The organism is Streptomyces kanamyceticus, assembly GCF_008704495.1.
In the GTDB taxonomy this organism is placed as follows: domain Bacteria; phylum Actinomycetota; class Actinomycetes; order Streptomycetales; family Streptomycetaceae; genus Streptomyces; species Streptomyces kanamyceticus.
In genome coordinates, this window is sequence record NZ_CP023699.1 from 2,724,676 (window position 1) to 2,741,542 (window position 16,867).

General features: G+C 73.7%; 13 protein-coding genes. 1 reads left to right on the forward strand and 12 read right to left on the reverse strand.

Annotated features, from left to right (window positions below):
- From CP970_RS10780 to CP970_RS10830, 11 genes are all read right to left on the reverse strand, one after another.
- Window positions 1–399, reverse strand: a complete 399-nt coding sequence (locus CP970_RS10780; RefSeq protein ID WP_079043742.1) for an OB-fold nucleic acid binding domain-containing protein — start codon at window positions 397–399, stop codon at window positions 1–3.
- 106 nt (window positions 400–505) lie between these two features.
- Window positions 506–1,189: a response regulator gene (locus tag CP970_RS10785; RefSeq protein ID WP_055551045.1), complete on the reverse strand. Its 684-nt coding sequence runs from the start codon at window positions 1,187–1,189 to the stop codon at window positions 506–508.
- A gap of 44 nt (window positions 1,190–1,233) precedes the next feature.
- Complete coding sequence (locus CP970_RS10790) at window positions 1,234–3,780, reverse strand: sensor histidine kinase (RefSeq protein ID WP_055551025.1); 2,547 nt, start codon at window positions 3,778–3,780, stop codon at window positions 1,234–1,236.
- A 148-nt stretch (window positions 3,781–3,928) separates the two neighbouring features.
- Complete coding sequence (locus CP970_RS10795) at window positions 3,929–4,621, reverse strand: ABC transporter ATP-binding protein (RefSeq protein ID WP_079043745.1); 693 nt, start codon at window positions 4,619–4,621, stop codon at window positions 3,929–3,931.
- A gap of 105 nt (window positions 4,622–4,726) precedes the next feature.
- Window positions 4,727–5,950: an alginate lyase family protein gene (locus CP970_RS10800; protein ID WP_055551029.1), complete on the reverse strand. Its 1,224-nt coding sequence runs from the start codon at window positions 5,948–5,950 to the stop codon at window positions 4,727–4,729.
- Between the two features lie 103 nt (window positions 5,951–6,053).
- Window positions 6,054–7,001 carry an ABC transporter ATP-binding protein gene (locus CP970_RS10805; RefSeq protein WP_398654903.1) on the reverse strand — a complete coding sequence of 316 codons (948 nt, stop codon included), beginning with the start codon at window positions 6,999–7,001 and terminating at the stop codon, window positions 6,054–6,056.
- Window positions 6,994–9,840, reverse strand: coding sequence for a hypothetical protein (locus CP970_RS44145; RefSeq protein WP_191094900.1), 2,847 nt, complete (start codon window positions 9,838–9,840; stop codon window positions 6,994–6,996). Before CP970_RS44145 ends, CP970_RS10805 begins: the two co-directional genes overlap by 8 nt.
- Window positions 9,837–13,211, reverse strand: coding sequence for an ABC transporter permease (locus CP970_RS10815; RefSeq protein WP_224058362.1), 3,375 nt, complete (start codon window positions 13,209–13,211; stop codon window positions 9,837–9,839). The genes CP970_RS44145 and CP970_RS10815 overlap by 4 nt, the downstream gene beginning before the upstream one ends.
- 164 nt (window positions 13,212–13,375) lie before the next feature.
- The gene (locus CP970_RS10820) at window positions 13,376–14,149 is read right to left on the reverse strand and encodes a DUF3710 domain-containing protein (RefSeq protein WP_055544884.1); all 774 of its coding nucleotides are present in this window, start codon (window positions 14,147–14,149) and stop codon (window positions 13,376–13,378) included.
- 1 nt (window position 14,150) lies between these two features.
- The gene (dut, locus tag CP970_RS10825; RefSeq protein WP_055544885.1) at window positions 14,151–14,711 is read right to left on the reverse strand and encodes a dUTP diphosphatase; all 561 of its coding nucleotides are present in this window, start codon (window positions 14,709–14,711) and stop codon (window positions 14,151–14,153) included.
- Window positions 14,708–15,292, reverse strand: coding sequence for a PaaI family thioesterase (locus tag CP970_RS10830; RefSeq protein ID WP_055544886.1), 585 nt, complete (start codon window positions 15,290–15,292; stop codon window positions 14,708–14,710). The genes dut and CP970_RS10830 overlap by 4 nt, the downstream gene beginning before the upstream one ends.
- Before the next feature lie 58 nt (window positions 15,293–15,350).
- Between CP970_RS10830 and CP970_RS10835 the strand changes: the two genes are divergently transcribed.
- A complete protein-coding gene (locus CP970_RS10835; RefSeq protein WP_055544887.1) occupies window positions 15,351–15,803 on the forward strand; it encodes a DUF3093 domain-containing protein in 453 nt (150 codons plus the stop codon).
- 120 nt (window positions 15,804–15,923) lie between these two features.
- On the opposite strand, the gene CP970_RS10840 is transcribed toward CP970_RS10835, so the two are convergent.
- Entirely contained in the window at window positions 15,924–16,862 is a 939-nt protein-coding gene (locus CP970_RS10840; RefSeq protein WP_055544888.1) for a hypothetical protein, read from the reverse strand.
- Between the last annotated feature and the right edge of the window lie 5 nt (window positions 16,863–16,867).

Genomic DNA, 16,867 nt, shown 5'->3' on the forward strand with positions numbered 1-16,867 from the left:
CTACTCCCGTCCGAGGGGTCTGAGTTCGTACTTCGGGTTGAAGAGCACCCGGCGGCCCCTGCTCATCGAGATCCGGCCGGACGCGATCAGCTTGCGCCCCGGTTCGATCCCCACGATGGAGCGCCTGCCGAGCCACACCACGTCCAGCGCCGCCGAACCGTCGAAGAGCTCGGCCTCCAGGGCCGGGACTCCGGCGCGTGGCCGCAGGGTGACCGTGCGCAAGGTACCAGTAACGGTGACGATCTGGCGGTCGTGGCAGTCGCCGATGCGGACGCATCCCGCCGTCTCGGCGTCCTCACGCAGCTCCTCCGACTCCAGGTCCTCCTGGGAGGAGGACAGCCGGTCGAGCATGCGCCGGAAACGGCCTGCCGGCTTTTCGGAACCAGGAACAGCACTCATAACAGAAGCGTACCGGGGGACGTGGACACAGCGGCATGGGGTGCGCTCATCTGTGCTTATGCCCGCTCAGTACCCGTTCCGGCGGTCGCTGAAGCCAGCAATCCGGTCACTTCTCGAAGCGGTAGCCCATCCCCGGTTCGGTGATGAAGTGCCGCGGGTGCGCGGGGTCCGTCTCCAGCTTGCGGCGCAGCTGTGCCATGTAGACGCGCAGGTAGTTCGTCTCCGTGCCGTACGAGGGGCCCCAGACCTCCTGGAGCAGCTGCTTCTGGCTGACCAGGCGGCCCGTGTTGCGGACCAGGACCTCCAGGAGGTGCCACTCCGTGGGGGTCAGGCGCACGTCGCGGCCGCCCCTGTTGACCTTCTTGGCGGCCAGGTCGACGGTGAAGTCCTCGGTGTCCACCATGACGTCGTCGTCGCCGGAGCCGGTGGGCTCGGCCCTGCGGACGGCGGCGCGCAGCCGGGCGAGGAGCTCGTCCATGCCGAAGGGCTTGGTGACGTAGTCGTCCGCGCCCGCGTCCAGCGCCTCGACCTTCTCGTCCGAGCTGTGCCGGGCGGAGAGGACGAGGATCGGCACGCGCGTCCAGCCGCGCAGGCCCCTGATGACCTCCACGCCGTCCATGTCGGGCAGACCGAGGTCGAGCACGATCACGTCGGGGTGGCGGGCCGCGGCGAGCTGCAGCGCCGTCGCGCCGTCGGGGGCCGCGTCCACCTCGTACTTGCGCGCCTTCAGGTTGATCACGAGGGCGCGTACGATCTGCGGCTCGTCGTCGACCACGAGCACCCGGGTCATGCGTACCTGCCTTTCCGGCTTCTGGAGCTGGGCCTGGTCCCGGGTCACGAGGTGACCTGGGCGGAGAGATCGGGGCGGACCGGCGGCCGTCCGGCCGCCGCCCGCAGGGTGAGGACCATGGTGAGGCCGCCGCCCGGGGTGTCCTCGGCGGTGAGCGTGCCGCCCATCGCCTCGACGAAGCCGCGGGCGACCGCGAGGCCCAGGCCCACGCCCGCACCGCGCGGAGCGTCACCGTAGCGCTGGAACGGCGCGAAGATGCGGTCCTTGGCGGTATCGGGGACGCCGGGGCCGCGGTCCACCACGCGGACCTCCACGCGCTCGCCCAGGGCGCTCGCGGAGACCTTCACGGGCTCGCCGTGGGGGGCGTACTTCACGGCGTTCTCGACGATGTTGGCGACCGCGCGCTCCAGGAGGCCCTTGTCGACGGCGACCATCGGCAGCGTCTCGGGGATGTCGAGTTCCGCGCTGCCGTCGGGTACGCCGCCGAGCGCCATCGGCACGACCTCGTCGAGGTCGATCTCGCGGATGAGCGGGGTGACGGTGCCGGTCTGCAGGCGGGACATGTCCAGGAGGTTGCCGACCAGGTGTTCCAGGCGGTCGGCGCCGTCCTCGATGCCCTCCAGGAGTTCCGCCTCGTCCTCCTCGGACCATTCGACGTCGTCGGAACGCAGCGAGGACACGGCGGCCTTGATGCCCGCGAGCGGCGTACGCAGGTCGTGGCTGACGGCGGCGAGCAGCGCGGTGCGGATGCGATTGCCCTCGGCGAGCGCGCGGGCCTGGTCGGCCTCGGACTGCAGGCGCTTGCGGTCCAGGACGACGGCGGCCTGCGCGGCGAACGCGGCGAGGACGCGGCGGTCCTCCGCGGGCAGCACCCGGCCCGAGAGCGCGAGGGCCATGTGGTCACCGACGGGCATGTCCACGTCGGCGTCCTCGGGCCGGACCATCGGACGGCCGTCGCCGACGCTGCCCGCGCAGGTCCAGGGGTCGGTGTCCCCCGCGCGCTCCAGGAGGGCGACGGACTCCATGGCGAAGGTCTCGCGGACCCGTTCCAGGAGGGCCTCCAGGCTGGTCTCGCCGCGCAGCACGCTGCCCGCGAGGAACGACAGTATTTCCGATTCGGCGCGCAGCCTGGCCGCCTGATGGGTGCGCCGGGCCGCGAGGTCCACGACGGAGGCCACCGACACCGCGACGCCCACGAAGACGGCGATGGCGACGATGTTCTTGTTGTTGGAGACCGTCCACAGGTGCAGCGGCGGTGTGAAGTAGTAGTTGAGGAGCAGCGAGCCGAACGCCGCCGAGGCCAGGGCCGGGAGCAGGCCGCCGACCAGCGCGGCCGCCACGGTCAGCGTCAGGAACAGCAGCATGTCGTTGGCGAGACCGAGGTCGGCGTCGATGTTGGTGAGCAGCACCGTCAGGAGGCTCGGGCCGCCGACGCCTACCAGCCAGCCCCAGATGATCCGGGAGCGGCCGAGCCGCGCGCCGCGCGCGACGGGCAGGCCGCGCCCCTTGGCCACCTCGCCGTGCGTGACGATGTGGACGTCGAGGTCGGGTCCCGATTCGCGGGCGACGGTCGCGCCGACGCCGGGCCCGAAGACGTACTGCCAGGTCTTGCGGCGCGAGGAGCCGAGGACGATCTGGGTGGCGTTGACGCCGCGCGCGAAGTCGAGGAGCGCGGCCGGTATGTCGTCGCCGATGACGTGGTGGAAGGTGCCGCCGAGGTCTTCGACGAGGGTGCGCTGGAGCGCGAGCTCCTTGGGCGACGCGGCGGTCAGGCCGTCGCTGCGGGCTATGTAGACGGCGAGGATCTCGCTGCCCGAGCCCTTGGCGGCCATGCGGGACGCGCGTCTTATCAGCGTGCGGCCCTCGGGCCCGCCGGTCAGGCCCACGACGATGCGCTCGCGGGCCTGCCAGGTGGAGCGGATGTTGTGCTCGCCCCGGTATTGCTGGAGGTACTCGTCCACGCGGTCGGCGACCCAGAGCAGCGCGAGTTCGCGCAGGGCGGTGAGGTTGCCCGGCCGGAAGTAGTTGGAGAGGGAGGCGTCGATGCGGTCCGGCTTGTAGATGTTGCCGTGCGCCATGCGGCGGCGCAGCGCCTGGGGCGACATGTCGACCAGCTCGATCTGGTCGGCGCGGCGCACCACCTCGTCGGGCACCGTCTCGCGCTGTCGTACGCCGGTGATGGACTCCACGACGTCGCCGAGGGACTCCAGGTGCTGGATGTTCACGGTGGAGACGACGTCGATGCCCGCCTGGAGGAGCTCCTCCACGTCCTGCCAGCGCTTGGCGTTGCGCGATCCGGGGACGTTGGTGTGGGCGAGCTCGTCGACCAGGGCGACGGCGGGGGCGCGCTCCAGGACCGCGTCCACGTCCATCTCGGTGAACGCCGTGCCCCGGTACTCCAGGTCCTTGCGGGTCACCTGCTCCAGGCCGTGCAGCATCACCTCGGTGCGCGGCCTGTCGTGGTGCTCCACGAACGCGACCACGCAGTCGGTGCCGCGCTCGACACGGCGATGTGCCTCGGAGAGCATCGCGTACGTCTTGCCGACGCCCGGTGCCGCACCGAGGTATATCCGAAGCTTGCCGCGTGCCATGGCCCCATTGTCTTCCCGAAACTGCTGTGTACGCAGCGTCGACCTTACGGCCACCAATTCCGGCATTACGGACGAGGGGGTACGGGGGCGCGCTCCTTGACATAACCCTGATGCGGGCGGGATGTGGACCTTGTGCGCGCTGTGCCTGCTACGCGTGCAGGGCGGGGGCGGCTCCGTGCTCGACGATCTCGCCGTCGCCCAGTTCGAGCACCCGGTCGGCGAGGCCGAGCAGCGTCGCGTCGTGGGTGGCGACCAGTGCGGTGACGCCCTCGCTGCGCACGACCGCGCGGAGCAGCTCCATCACCGCGAGCCCCGTCTCCGCGTCGAGCTGCCCGGTGGGCTCGTCCGCGATCAGCAGCGCGGGCTTGTTCGCGAGGGCGCGGGCGATGGCAACCCGCTGCTGCTGCCCTCCGGAGAGCTCGCCCGGGCGCTGCTCGGCGTGGTCCGCGAGACCGACGAGGGCGAGGAGCAGGGCGACCCGCTCCTCCCGCTCGCGCGGGTCCGTCCTGCACAGCCGCAGGGGTACGCCGACGTTCTCGGCGGCACTGAGGATGGGGATGAGGCCGAAGGACTGGAAGATGAAGCCGACCCGGTCCCTGCGCAGCTCCAGGAGGCCGCTCTCGCCGAGGCTCCCGAGCTCCAGGCCGTCGACGGTGATCCGGCCCGCGTCGGGGGCGTCGAGCCCGCCGACGAGGTTGAGCAGTGTGGTCTTGCCGGATCCCGAGCGCCCCTTGAGGGCGACGAGCTCACCGCGCGGCACGCTGAAGGAGACCCCGCGCAACGCGTGCACGGCGGAGGCCCCGCTGCCGTACGTCCGGTGGAGATCCTCCACGACGACCATGTCCCCGGCGCCCACGACCACTGCACACTCCCCTGGTACGCCCCTGGGTCCGCAGGGGCCGGGCGCCAGTATTGTCACCCGATGCCCGGCCCGACAAGGGCTGGATCAGCGCGGATTGTCCGCGTGGGTCAGGGTTTCCCAGGCCACGAAGAGGTTGTTGGAGCCCGCCGGGCGGTTGCGTTCGGTGAGCTTCTGGGTATTGCCCATGGGGTGGCCGAGGCGTCCGGCGAGTGCGTTGTAGCCGATCTCGGTGACCGGTCCGAGGCCCCGCTTGATCGTGCCCTCGCAGAGCGAGGCGGGCGGCGCCTCGCCCAGTTCGTACTTGGCTTGGAAGCCGAGGCCCTGGCGCAGCCGTTCGCCGACGTCCGTGCCGTAGAGGTCCTGGCCCTGGATGCGGCTGGTCTCGGCGATGTGCGAGATCGCGGAGAGGCCGTATCCGGTGTGGGTGAAGTCGCGGCAGGTCTCCTGGGTGAGCCCGGTGGTGAACGTCCCCTGGCCCTGCCAGTACTTGACGATCTTCTCGCGGGTGTCGAGGTTCTGCTTGGGCACGGTCTTCGGCAGCGGCCCGTCGGAGGCGAGATAGACGTAGGCGGCCGTGCGCGTGCGGAAGGTGGCCATCGCCTTGTCGTAGGACGCCTTGTCCTCCAGGAAGACGGAGATGCCGACGGCGGCCTCCATCATCGACAGCTCCCAGTTGCCGTTGGACTTCGAGCCGTTGATGACCTCGGGCAGATAGACCGTGCGCAACATGGTCGCGAAGCGGCCCGAGTTCGCCCAGGATCCGGTGTACGTGTGCTTGATGATCTCGGCGGCGCGCGGCCAGCTGGAGCCCGCCCAGCCGGTCTGCAGCGGGGCGTTGCTGTTGGTGTGGTCCTTGATCGTGCCCGACCAGGCGTCCATCAGCTCGATGGACTTCTTCGCGTAGCGCTCGTCACGCGTGAGGTACCAGGCGAGGGCGGTGGTGTACGCCGCGATGGCGTCCTCGCGCTCGTCGGTGCAGCCGTGGTTGGGGTCGGAGTAGGAGCCGCACTCGACGACCGCGCGGGGCTTGGGGGCGCGGGAGAGGGAGGCGTACTTGCTGCCCATCATCTGGTCGTAGGCGGACTTCCAGGGCTGGGCGCCCGCGGTGACCTTCTCACGGGCGAGGTCGAGCTGGCCGCGGGAGACGGTGACTCCGGGGTGGGCGAAGTCTGTCGGGGCCGCGTCGGCCTTCCCGGCTCCCGGCCAGGCGAGGAGTCCGGCGACGAGGGCCGCCGCCGTGGAGGCGACGGCCGCACCTGTGGAGAGGCGTGTGCCGCGGCGACGATGGCGTGCGGGGGCATCCGGCATGGGGGGACCATCCGTTCTCGTATGTGAACTTCAAGTGCCTTTCTGAACGCGCGCGTTGGCCCGTGACCATAGGTACGGACCAGGCTTCCGTCAAGGCGTGAAGTTAAAGCCCTTGCTCAGCGTCTCCGGGCGTATCGGGCCATACGCCCACGTGGTCCGGCTCCGCCGTGAGCCGCACGCGCCCCCTCAGCCCGTACCGCTCCACGTACTCCGTCGGCAGCTGAAGCCGCCCCACCCGGTCCAGAACCGTGAACTCCGCGCCCTCGCCGCCCTGTTCGCGGAGGGTCTCCGCGGACGTACGGCCGTCACGGATGCGTACGGTGCGGCGCACCTGGTCCGAGACGAGCGGGTCGTGGGTGACGACGAGGACGGTCGCGCCGAGCTCCTCGTTGGCGCGGCGAAGGGCCGCGAAGACGTCGGCGCCGCTCGCCGTGTCCAGCTCGCCGGTGGGCTCGTCGGCGAGCAGCACGCGCGGCGAGTTGGCGGTGGCCACCGCGACGGCGACGCGCTGCTGTTCGCCGCCGGAGAGCTCGGCGGGGCGCCGGTCGCGGCAGTACGCGACACCGAGTACGCCGAGGAGTTCGGCGGCCCGCTCCAGGCGCGAACGGCGCGGCACGCGCGCGTACTTCATCGGCAGCGCCACGTTCTCCAGGGCGGTCAGATAGGGCAGCAGGTTGCGTCCGGTCTGCTGCCAGACGAAGCCGACGGTGCGCCTGCGGTAGCCGAGGCGCTCCCTGCGGCCCATCGCGAGCAGGTCGTGGCCCGCCACCTTCGCGCGGCCCGCCGTGGGCAGGTCGAGGCCCGAGAGGATCGAGAGGAGCGTGGACTTGCCGGACCCCGACGCCCCCACCAGGGCCACGCACTCGCCGTCACCGACGACGAGGTCGAGGCCCTGGAGCGCCTGCACCTCGACCTCGTCGGTGCGGTAGACGCGGACGAGGTTGTCGCAGACGACGAGGCCCTCGTCGGCCACGGGCCGGGCGGCGGCGCGGGCCCGCACCTCAAGACCAGCCAGTTCGGACATCTCCGTCATGTCCTCCATATCAGTCATCCGACCTCCCGAGTCGCAGGACGGCGCCGAGCCCCCGGCGCCGTCCGAGCCAGGTCTCCACACCCACCGCGGCGGCGACCAGGACGCACAGTCCCGCGCCGAGGGCCGCGGTGAACAGCACATCGGTGTGCGAGGCGGGCGCGGCGGGGCCGCCGGTGAACTCCCGCAGGTCCAGGGCGGGGCCGAGCAGCGCGGGCAGCGTCAGGCCGAGCACGACGCCGCCCGCGACGGCCGCGAGCACCAGGGGCAGCAGTTGCAGCAGGTGCAGGGCGGAGGTGGCGCGGCCGCCGAGGCCCAGGGTGCGCAGCCGGGCCGTGGTGCGGCCGCGCGCGGGGGCGGAGAGCAGGAGTTCGAGGACGAGGGCGAGCAGCGCGAGCAGCACGGTGAGGGCGGCGCAGGCGGTGTGCGCGGTGGTCATGGCCGCGATCAGCCCGTCGTCCGCGGCCTCCGCCTGCTCCTCGGCGCGGATGCGGAGCTCGCCGGTGACGGCGCCGGGGGCGGCGCGCGGCACGAGGGAGCGCAGCTCGTCGGTGTCGAGCCCCGACCCGTACAGCAGGAGCGCGTACGCCTCGAAGTCGGCGGCGGCGAAGCGGGTCAGGTCCCGGTTGTCGGCGAGCAGCAGGTGCTCCCTGTCCTCGGCGGCACGCCGCACGGGCCCGAGCGCGGGATCCCGCACCACGTCATCGGGCAGCGCCCCCACGACCCGCATCCGCACGCCCTTCCCGTGCCAGGCGAAGCTCAAGACCTCCCCGACCCGCGCGGCATCGGCCAGCACGGGAATCTCCCCCGCAGCGGCGGGGGATCCGGCCCGCACACGGAATGCGGCCCGCAGGCGGATATCAGCCCGTCCGGCGATTGAGGACGAACTCGGCGAAGCCGGTGACGACACCAGCCCCGCCCCCGACTCACCGATCCCCGCCTCCCCCAACGCCCGCCCCGCCGCCGAACTCCCCCGCGCGGCGCGCAGCTTGGTGCCGTCCACGCCGATCAAGTTGGCGATTCCGTAGCGGCCGCCGTCCGTGGCGCTGATCGGGTCGACCCGGAGCTGTCGTACCGTCACCGTGTTCCGTACGCCACGCGCGCGTGCCAGGCGGTCGGCCGTTTCCGGGTCGCGTCCCGCGCCGACGTACGACGCGTCGGCGCCCACCTCCCACGCCACCGCGTCCCTGCGGCCTTCCGCCAGCGTCCCCGAAACGAGCCCGCCGAAGACCGCACCGGCGAGCGTCACCACGAGGACGAGCAGGGCCAGGCCCCGCGCGGGCGCCTCCTTGGCGGCCCGGGACAGGGCGATGAGGGGCACGGCGCCGCGCCATCTGGCCGACCATCGCGCCACAAGGCGCACCGGCAGCGGGTAGCAGCGCACCAGTACGGTGACGGTGGCGAGTCCGAGCAGCGCGGGCACGGCGGCGAGCAGCGGATCGGGCCCCGCGACCCCCTCCGTACCGCGCGCCCGCAGCGCGAACACGCCGCCCGCCGCCAGCACGAGCACCATGACCTCGACGACGATCCTGCGCCCCGCCCCCACAGGACCCCGGTCCCTGAGCACGGCCCCGTCCCGCAGCGCGCCCCACGTCAGGACGGGCGCGGGCAGCCAGCACAGCACCGCGACAGCGAGCCCGGCGCCGTACGCGGGCGCGTCCCCCAGCACCGCCCCCGCGACCGCGCAGCCGCCCGCGAAGCCGAGCGGCACGACGGGCGAGATCCGCGCCGCGCACTCCAGGGCGAGCCCCGCGGCCGACGCGCCCCGCGCCCGCCGCAGCCGGTCGCTGTCCGCCCTGCGGCGTACGGAGAGGAGCGCGGTGACGACCACGGCGGCCGCCCCGACCACGATCAGCGAGGCCGTCGCGAACGAGATCACCACGGCACCCTCCCGCCACTGCCGCCCGAACTCCTCGAAGGCGTCGGGCAGTTCGGTGGCGGTGTCCAGCTCGGTCGCCGGATGCGTGCCGATCACGCAGTACTTGCCGCCGAACCCTCCGGAGGCGCAGGAGGCCTGTCGTACGGCGGGCCCGTACTGAACCATCAGCCGCTGGAAGTCACGCTCCCCGCGCTCCCCCACGAAGCGCCCCGCCGCCCGCCCGCCGATGACGAGCCGCATGTTCCACGCCACCGTGAGCTCGGCGTCCGCCTGGCTCTGCAGCACCTCGACGCCGCGCGCCGCGACGAGCGCGGCGAACTCGCCCTCGCCCGGACGCACCAGCGACGGCACCTCGCTCCACAGCCGCGCCCCGCCCCCGGCCCGGAAGACCCCGACGACGACCCCCGCGGCGTCCACGTTCCGCAACGCCCCGGGCCCCAGCGGGATCCGCTGGCCGACCCGCAGCCCCAGCGCCTCGCGCGTCCGCGCCGACACCGCGAGCTCCACCACCGCGCCGCCACGCGCCCGTGGCGCCCGCCCCTCGACGTACGCCCCCCGCTTCGGCGCATCGGACGCGTACACCGCGGACATCCGGTTCCAACGGCCCAACGAGACGCCCAAGCCGGGCAGTTGGATCCGGGTCGAGTCGTGCACGATGCGGCCGCCGAGGCCGCTCGGCGACGCGTTCTCGACGGCGCTCGCATACGCCGCGAGATCGGCCCCGAAGTCGCTCTCCTCCCCGGCCCGCGCCTCCTCCGGGTCGAACCGCGCGCTGTGCACCACCCCGGGCACGCCCCGCTGCGCCTGTTCGAGCCGCGAGGCCAGCGCCTCGCCCGCGAGCCGCTCCCACGCCCCGGGCCCGCCGACGACCACGGCCACGAGCACGACGACCAGCGCGACGAGACAGCCGAGCAGCGGCCCCTCCCGCCGCCAGGCACCCTTCCGCCACCGCAGCCCCCCGAGCCGCACGACACCCCTCACACGTCCTCCCCGGCCCGCAGGACCCGCGCCAGATCCACCCGCCCCAGGAACCGCGCCGCCACGCTCACCACCGCGCAGATCACCAGCGCGGTGGCGCCCGCCGTCAGCGTCACCCGCACCCACGGCACCGAGGTGAGGAGCCCGGGGAAGACGGGCGCCCCCGAGGCGTCCACCGTCACCACCGGCATGATCAGCACGGCGAGCCCGGCCCCGAGCAGCGTGCCGAGCACCGCGGCCGCTCCGGCGAGCCCCAGCTGTTCCGTCCACAGATACGCGGCGAGCTGCCCCTTCCGTACGCCCAGGGCCCGCAGCAGCGCGAACTCACGCGCCCTGGCCCGCGCGGAGAGCACCGTGTGCAGGGTGAACGCGATCACCGCGAAGGCGGGCGCGAGCAGCAGGCAGAGCGTGAGCGCCCCGCGCGCCCCGCGCCGCAGCGGATCCGCCGCCAACTCCGCCCGCGCATGCGCCACATCGACGGCCCTGCCGAGCCCGGGCCGCTCGCGCACCGCCGCCGTCGCGGGCCCGGTCTCCGTCCCCTTCACCCCCACCCACCAGGCGCTCTCCGCCCCCGTCAGCGACCCGCTCAGCGCCCACTGGGCCGCCATGGCACGGGAGTCGGCGAACAGCCGGGCCCGGTCCCTCGGCTCCCCGGGCACGGCCGCGATCCGCCCGACGATCCTGACCCGGGCGCTGCCGCCCACGCCGCGCCGCACGGTGACCGTGTCCCCGACGCGCACCGCACCGGAGTCCAGCAGCGCGTCGGCGGCGAGCGCGGGCGCGGGCGCGGCCTTGGCGGGCCGCGTCCCGGTCCCGTCGGTGCCGAGCCGCACCGCCCAGGTCGGGTACCGGAGATCCCCGTCGGGCCCGCGCAGCACGGCGTCGAGCAGTTTCCCGGCGCCCGGCCGGTCCCGGCACAGCACGGGCCCCGGCGCCTCCCCCGAGCCCCGCCGCTCCCGCTCGGCCCCCGGGCATCCGGCGACGTACCGGTCGGGCGCGTCCTGCCGCAGGTCACGCCACCCGGCCGGCCGCGCGAGCCCCGGCACCTGATCGACGGTGAGCCGGTAGGTCCGCCGGTGCCGCTCGCCCACCATGCTCAGCTCCAGCTGCACGATGCGTACGTCGCCGCGCACCGGCACCTTCAGCGGTACGGTCCGCGCGCCGCCCTCCTCGATCAGCACGGCGGACGAACGCGTCAGCCCGTCCCCGTCCTCGAAGAAGACGGTGAGCCGCACCGGCCGGGGCTGCCCGCTCCCGCCCGCGGACATCCGCACGCGCAGCGGCAGTTCGCGCTCGGCCCCTCCACCGGCCCCCGCCACCGCGATCCCGTGCGCGGGCACCCCCGCGCCGAGCGGTGCCACGAGGTCGCGCACCGGCCGGTCCGCGAGGTCGCCGCGCAGCGAAGGCAGCGGCCCGCGCGCGGTGTTGACGGCCGTGACGGTCACGGCTTCCTGGCCGATGTACGCGTCCGACGTGACCACGGGCGTCACGGCCTCGGCCCCCGGCAGCGCCTCGTACGCGGCGCGCCGCTGCTGCGGCGGCGTCCCGTCCCCCGGCTCGATCCGCACATCGGCGCCCACCTGGAACGCCGCCTGGTCCCGGTCGCCCCGGTCCAGGATCGCCAGGGCCGTACTGCTGAGCGCGGCGACGGCGAGGGCCAGCGTCACGACCAGGGCGGGCCCGGCGTGCCGCGCCGCCCTGCGGCCCAACTGCCAGCCGCCGAGCGGCAGGACGAACCCCCTGCCGCGCCGCGCGAGCGGGTCCACGAGCCGGGCGGCCAGCGGCAGGCAGCGCAGCGCGAGCAGCGCGGCGGCCACCGTCATCGCCACGGGTGCCAGGACGAGGACGGGATCGACGCCGTCGCCACCGGTCACCGGCGACCGGTACTGCCGCAGCTGCAGCCAGCCGAGGACGGCGACCGCGCCGAGCGCCAGATCCGCGCCGAACCGCTGCGCACCCGCGAACCGCGCGACCCGCAGCCGCAGCTTCGCCACCGCCCGCCGCTCCCGCACGGCCAGCACCGTGGGAACCAGCACGGCCACGCCGTGCACCACGACGGCGATCAGCGCGGCCGTCCACCCCACGCCGGTCGCCGCGGACGCGGGCACGTCGCCGCTCAGCAGCCCCGCCCCGTGCAGCCCCCGCAGCAGCGGCCCGGCGAGGAACGGCGCGGCACACCCCGCGGGCACCGCGACGCAGGCCCACTGCGCGGCCGTCGCGAGCGCGAGCCTTCGCGTACCGGCCCCCCGCGCGGCCAGCAGGGCGAGCTCGGGCCTCCGGTGCTCGGCGAGCTGCCGCGCGGTCAGCACCAGAGCGGCGCAGGCGAGCGCGCCGAGCAACGCGCCGGGCACGTACAGCCCCGCGCGCGCCACGGCGATGGGCGCCCCCAGCCGCCCGAGCGCCCGCCGCAGCCCTCCGGACACGGTCACTTCAGGCGGCCCCCCGGCCGCGACCCGCTCCCGACAGCAGTCACCCCCGGTGGAGACCGAGGCAGAGACGAGCCCACTGACCCCCACCCCGGGACGGCGAGTACGCGCATCCGCCCGCGCCCCCGACCCACGAACGCCCTCGGCGCCCACGTGAACCCCCACCGCACCACGCCCGAACCGCTGAGCCCGCTCCCGCAGCGCCCCGATGTCCCCGAGCCGCACCCCCCGCGCGTCCGGCACCCCGAGCCACAGAGCCACCGAGTCCGCGCCGAGCCCCGCCTCCCGGGCGAAGGCCTCCCGCGACACGAGGACGACCGTGTCAGGCAGCCCCGACGTACTGCTCAGCGACGCCCACACGGCAGGCGCGCGCCCCCGCGTCGCGTACAGCCCGACCACATCGAGCCGCACGAGCCGGTCGCCCGCACCGCGTACGGAGAACCGCCCCCCGGGCCGCACACCGAGCTCGGCGGCAAGCGCCTCGGGCAGCACGGCCTCGCCGCGCCCGGCCCCCGCCCTCGGCCACCGCCCCGCCGTCAGTACGGCATGCCGCCCCGCGCCCTGCACGGCGACCACGGAGACGGTCATGTCCTCGCGCGGGCGACCGTCCTGCCCGGTGACGAAGAGCTCGCTGTTGCGCGCCGCGGGCGCCCGCAGCGCGGCCCAGGTGTGATGGGGCACGCGGCCGTAGGTGCGATCGAAGACGGCGCGTACGGACCGGTCCACGCCAGCGCCGAGACCCGCCTCACGGGGCACCGCGACCTCGACGACGGCGTCCCTGTCCGCGGCGAGCCGCCGCTGGATCCCGCCCTCGACGGCCCGCTCGGAGAGCGTCGCCAGGGCCGCGAGCACGGTCGCGGCGAGCAGCACGGCGAGCCCCGCCGCTCCCAGCACAAGCCCGTGGTGCCGACCCTCCCGCACCGCGGCGGGCATCCGTCGTCCCCTCACCGCACCGGTCTCCCCCCGAACGACCGGGCACAGTATGGGCGCACGCGAAGATCACCCGCAATGCCCGCGACGAGCCGACCGCTCCCTCACGGGAGAACGCCGATGGGCCGCGTCCCCCATGGGGGACGCGGCCCATCGGCCGTGCTGGATTCGGCTCCGGCGGGTCAGCGCACCTCGGTGATCTCGGGACCGCGCTGCAGCTGCCCCATGCCACCGGAGAAGCGCGAGCCCTCCTGCTGCTCCTGCTGGACGCCGCCCTCGGCGACCATCTGCGCGTCGTCGGGAAGCTTCAGGACGATCGGGTCGCGCGGCGCCATCGGGCCCTCGCCGCGCACCACGACGGTGTCCCGGAAGATCTGTTCGAGCAGCCCGGCGGCCCCCGGCTGCACCGCGCCCTGGCCGGAGATCACACCGCGCAGGAACCAGCGGGGACCGTCGACGCCGATGAAGCGCACGACCTGCACGCCACCCGTGCCGTCCGGCAGCTGCACCGGCACCTGGGCCCGCAGCTCCCAGCCGAGGGTGCCCTCGACCTCGTCGATGACACCGCCCTGCTGGGTGATGCCGGAGGCGATCTCCTCGCGGACCTCGCCCCAGATGCCCTCCTTCTTGGGGGCGGCGAAGCCCTGCAGCTGGATGGCGCTGTCCTGGAGCACGACCGTGGCCGCGACGATCGCGTCGCCCGCGACCTCGACGCGCAGCTCCATGCCCTCGACACCGGGCACGAAGAGCCCGCCGAGGTCCACCCGGCCCTCGCCGGGCTCACGGACCTCGGAGATGTCCCAGGGTCCGTCGGGACGGGGCTCCGGCTCGAGCCTCACACGCGACCGCGCGGCGCCGGCGTCAGCGGAGTCATCGCTGTCCACGCCGTCGACGACCTGCTCGTCCGCGCCCGCCGCGTCCTCGGCGGCACTGTCCTTCTTGCGACGTCCGAACACGTCACTGTCCTTCCCGGTCGGATACGACCGATGCGTATCGATTCCCACCCGTTCGTCGGCCCGGACCACTGTCCGGACCTGCGCTCTCCACCAAGCCCGCGCCCACGGCGGCATGGCCACCTGTGGACCCGAAGCCCCCCTCGGCCCGCGCCGATGCGGGAAGCTCCGCGACCTCCTGGAAGCGCACCTTCTCGACCTGCTGGACGACCAGTTGGGCAATCCGGTCGAAACGCTCGAACCGCACGGCCTCGCGCGGGTCGAGATTCACCACGATCACCTTGATCTCCCCACGGTACCCGGCATCCACCGTCCCCGGGGCATTCACCAGGGCGACACCGCAGCGTGCGGCGAGCCCCGAACGGGGGTGCACGAAGGCCGCGTACCCCTCGGGGAGCGCGATGGACACTCCGGTGGGCAGCACGACCCGTTCGCCGGGCGCCAGTTCACAGGATTCGGTGGTCCGCAGATCGGCACCGGCGTCACCGGGCCGCGCGTACTGCGGCAGCGGCACTTCCGGGTCGACGCGCCTGATCAGTACGTCCAACGGGGCACGGGTTGTCACGGGTTCACCTCGAAGGCGCGGGCGCGCCGGGTCTGGTCCGGGTCGTTCATGGCGGCCTTGATCTCCTCGGGCCTGCCGTTGTCGATGAAGTGGTCGACCTTCACCTCGATGAAGAGGGCGTCGGCGCGGACCGCGACGGGCCCGTCGGGGCCGCCGATCCGCCCGGTCGCGGCCGAGTAGATCTTCCGCCCGGCGACCGCCTTGACCTCGGCCTCCAGGAACAGCACGGTGCCCAGCGGCACGGGCCGCACGAAGTCGGTCTCCAGGCGGCCGGTCACGGCGATCACCCGCAGCAGCCAGTTCAGCGAGCCGAGCGTCTCGTCGAGCGCGGTCGCGAGCACGCCGCCGTGGGCGAGCCCCGGAGCGCCCTGGTGCGCCTCGCGCACGGTGAACTCCGCGGTGATGCAGACGCCTTCACCGGCCCGCGCCGCGAGATGCAGTCCGTGGGCCTGCCCCGCACCACAGCCGAAACAGTGTTCGTAGTGGGCACCGATGAGCTCACCGGGAGCGGGTGCGTCGGGGTGCCGGACGGGCGCTATCGCGTCGGCCGGGGGCTTCAGGGCTGAAGATGTACCACTCACAGGCGCAGACCTTACCTCCGCGTCAGCGCTCACAGCTCACCGTGCCAAGCTTGGCTCCATGCAGCCTTACGAAGAACGCCTGACCGCGCCCCGCACGTGGTGGCTCGTCTCGGTCCTGGTGGGCGTCGCGATGGCCCTGATCCTGCTGCCGTTCGGCACGCTGCCGCTGCTCGGCGGCCTGGTCGGCGGCACGGCCGTGGCCGCGGTCGTCACCAGCTCCTACGGCTCCCCGCGGATCCGCGTGGTGGCGGGCTCGCTGGTCATGGGAGACGCGAAGATCCCGGTCTCGGCCCTGGGCGAGGCCGAGGTCCTGAACGCCGAAGAGGCGCGCGCCTGGCGCACGCACAAGGCCGACCCGCGCGCCCACATGCTGCTGCGCGCCTACATCCCCACGGCCCTGCGCATCGAGATCACCGACCCCGAGGACCCCACCCCGTACGTGTACGTCTCGACGAGGAACCCCGAGGCCCTGTCGGCGGCACTGGACGCCGTACGCGAGAGCGCCGCGTAAGGGAGGCGCGAGGAACGACGCGAGGGCCCCGTAAGGGGCGCGGGGAACTGCGCAAGGGCCGCGGAGCGGCCCGTAAGGGGCGCGAGCCACAGCCCACCCGCACCATCCGAAGCGAAGCGCCTAACGCCCCAGCACCTTGGGAATCTCCCCCACCCGCAATGGATCGGCGGGTTTCTCCAACGGCGGCAGCTCCGGCAACGCATCCCACGGCACCTGGACCTTGCGCAGATCCTCCCGAATCCGCGCGGCCAGCTTCTTCGTGTCCCGGCGGTTCATGACCGCCCCGACCGCCGCACCGACCATGAACGGCATGAGGTTCGGCAGGTTCCGGACCGTCCGCTTCATGATCTGCTGGCGCAGCTCCCGCTTCATCTGGCCGCCCAGCGCCGCGTTTATGGTCGCGGGCTTCGCGACGTCGATGCCGCGCTCTTCCGACCAGGAGTTCAGGTACGCCGTGCTGCGCTGCTTGAGGTTGCCTTCGGGCCGTCGCCCGTAGACCTCGTGCAGCTCGGCGATCAGTTTCAGTTCGATGGCGGCGACGCCGGTGATCTCGGCCGCGAGCTCGGCGGGCATCGCGGGCGGTACGGGCATCATCGCGGCGGCGCCCACGCCCGCGCCGACCGTGGAGGTGGCGTTGGCCGCACCGGCGATGAGCTTGTCCGCGAGCTGCTCGGGGCCGAGGCCCGGGAACTGCTTGCGGAGGGTCTGTAGATCGCGGACCGGGATCCGCGGGGCGTTCTCGATGAGCCGGTCGGCGAGATAGCCGATGCCGGCCTTGGCGCCGCGCCCGCCCTTGCGTACACCTTCCTTCACCCCGTCCGTGACGGCGGCAACGCGGCCACCCAGGAAACCGTTTTTGCGTACGGTCCTGAGCGCGTTGTCGGCCGCCGTCTCGTCCGGCGCCGTCTCTAGGGCGCGGGCGCCCGCCGGTTCGAGCGAGGCTGCTCCACTGGGGGAAGAGCCCCGCTCGTCGTCACGTGCGCCGTCGCCCTGGGCGCCGGCTTGGTCCGCTCCGCGCTTGCGGGAGCGGCGCTTCCTGAACGGGGTCGAGCCAGTCACGGCCG

Coding starts and splice junctions, on each gene's coding strand:
- CP970_RS10780 (WP_079043742.1), bottom strand. CDS start 399: ATGAGTGCTGTTCCTGGTTCCGAAAAGCCGGCAGGCCGTTTCCGGCGC.
- CP970_RS10785 (WP_055551045.1), bottom strand. CDS start 1,189: ATGACCCGGGTGCTCGTGGTCGACGACGAGCCGCAGATCGTACGCGCC.
- CP970_RS10790 (WP_055551025.1), bottom strand. CDS start 3,780: ATGGCACGCGGCAAGCTTCGGATATACCTCGGTGCGGCACCGGGCGTC.
- CP970_RS10795 (WP_079043745.1), bottom strand. CDS start 4,621: ATGGTCGTCGTGGAGGATCTCCACCGGACGTACGGCAGCGGGGCCTCC.
- CP970_RS10800 (WP_055551029.1), bottom strand. CDS start 5,950: ATGCCGGATGCCCCCGCACGCCATCGTCGCCGCGGCACACGCCTCTCC.
- CP970_RS10805 (WP_398654903.1), bottom strand. CDS start 7,001: ATGACTGATATGGAGGACATGACGGAGATGTCCGAACTGGCTGGTCTT.
- CP970_RS10835 (WP_055544887.1), top strand. CDS start 15,351: ATGCAGCCTTACGAAGAACGCCTGACCGCGCCCCGCACGTGGTGGCTC.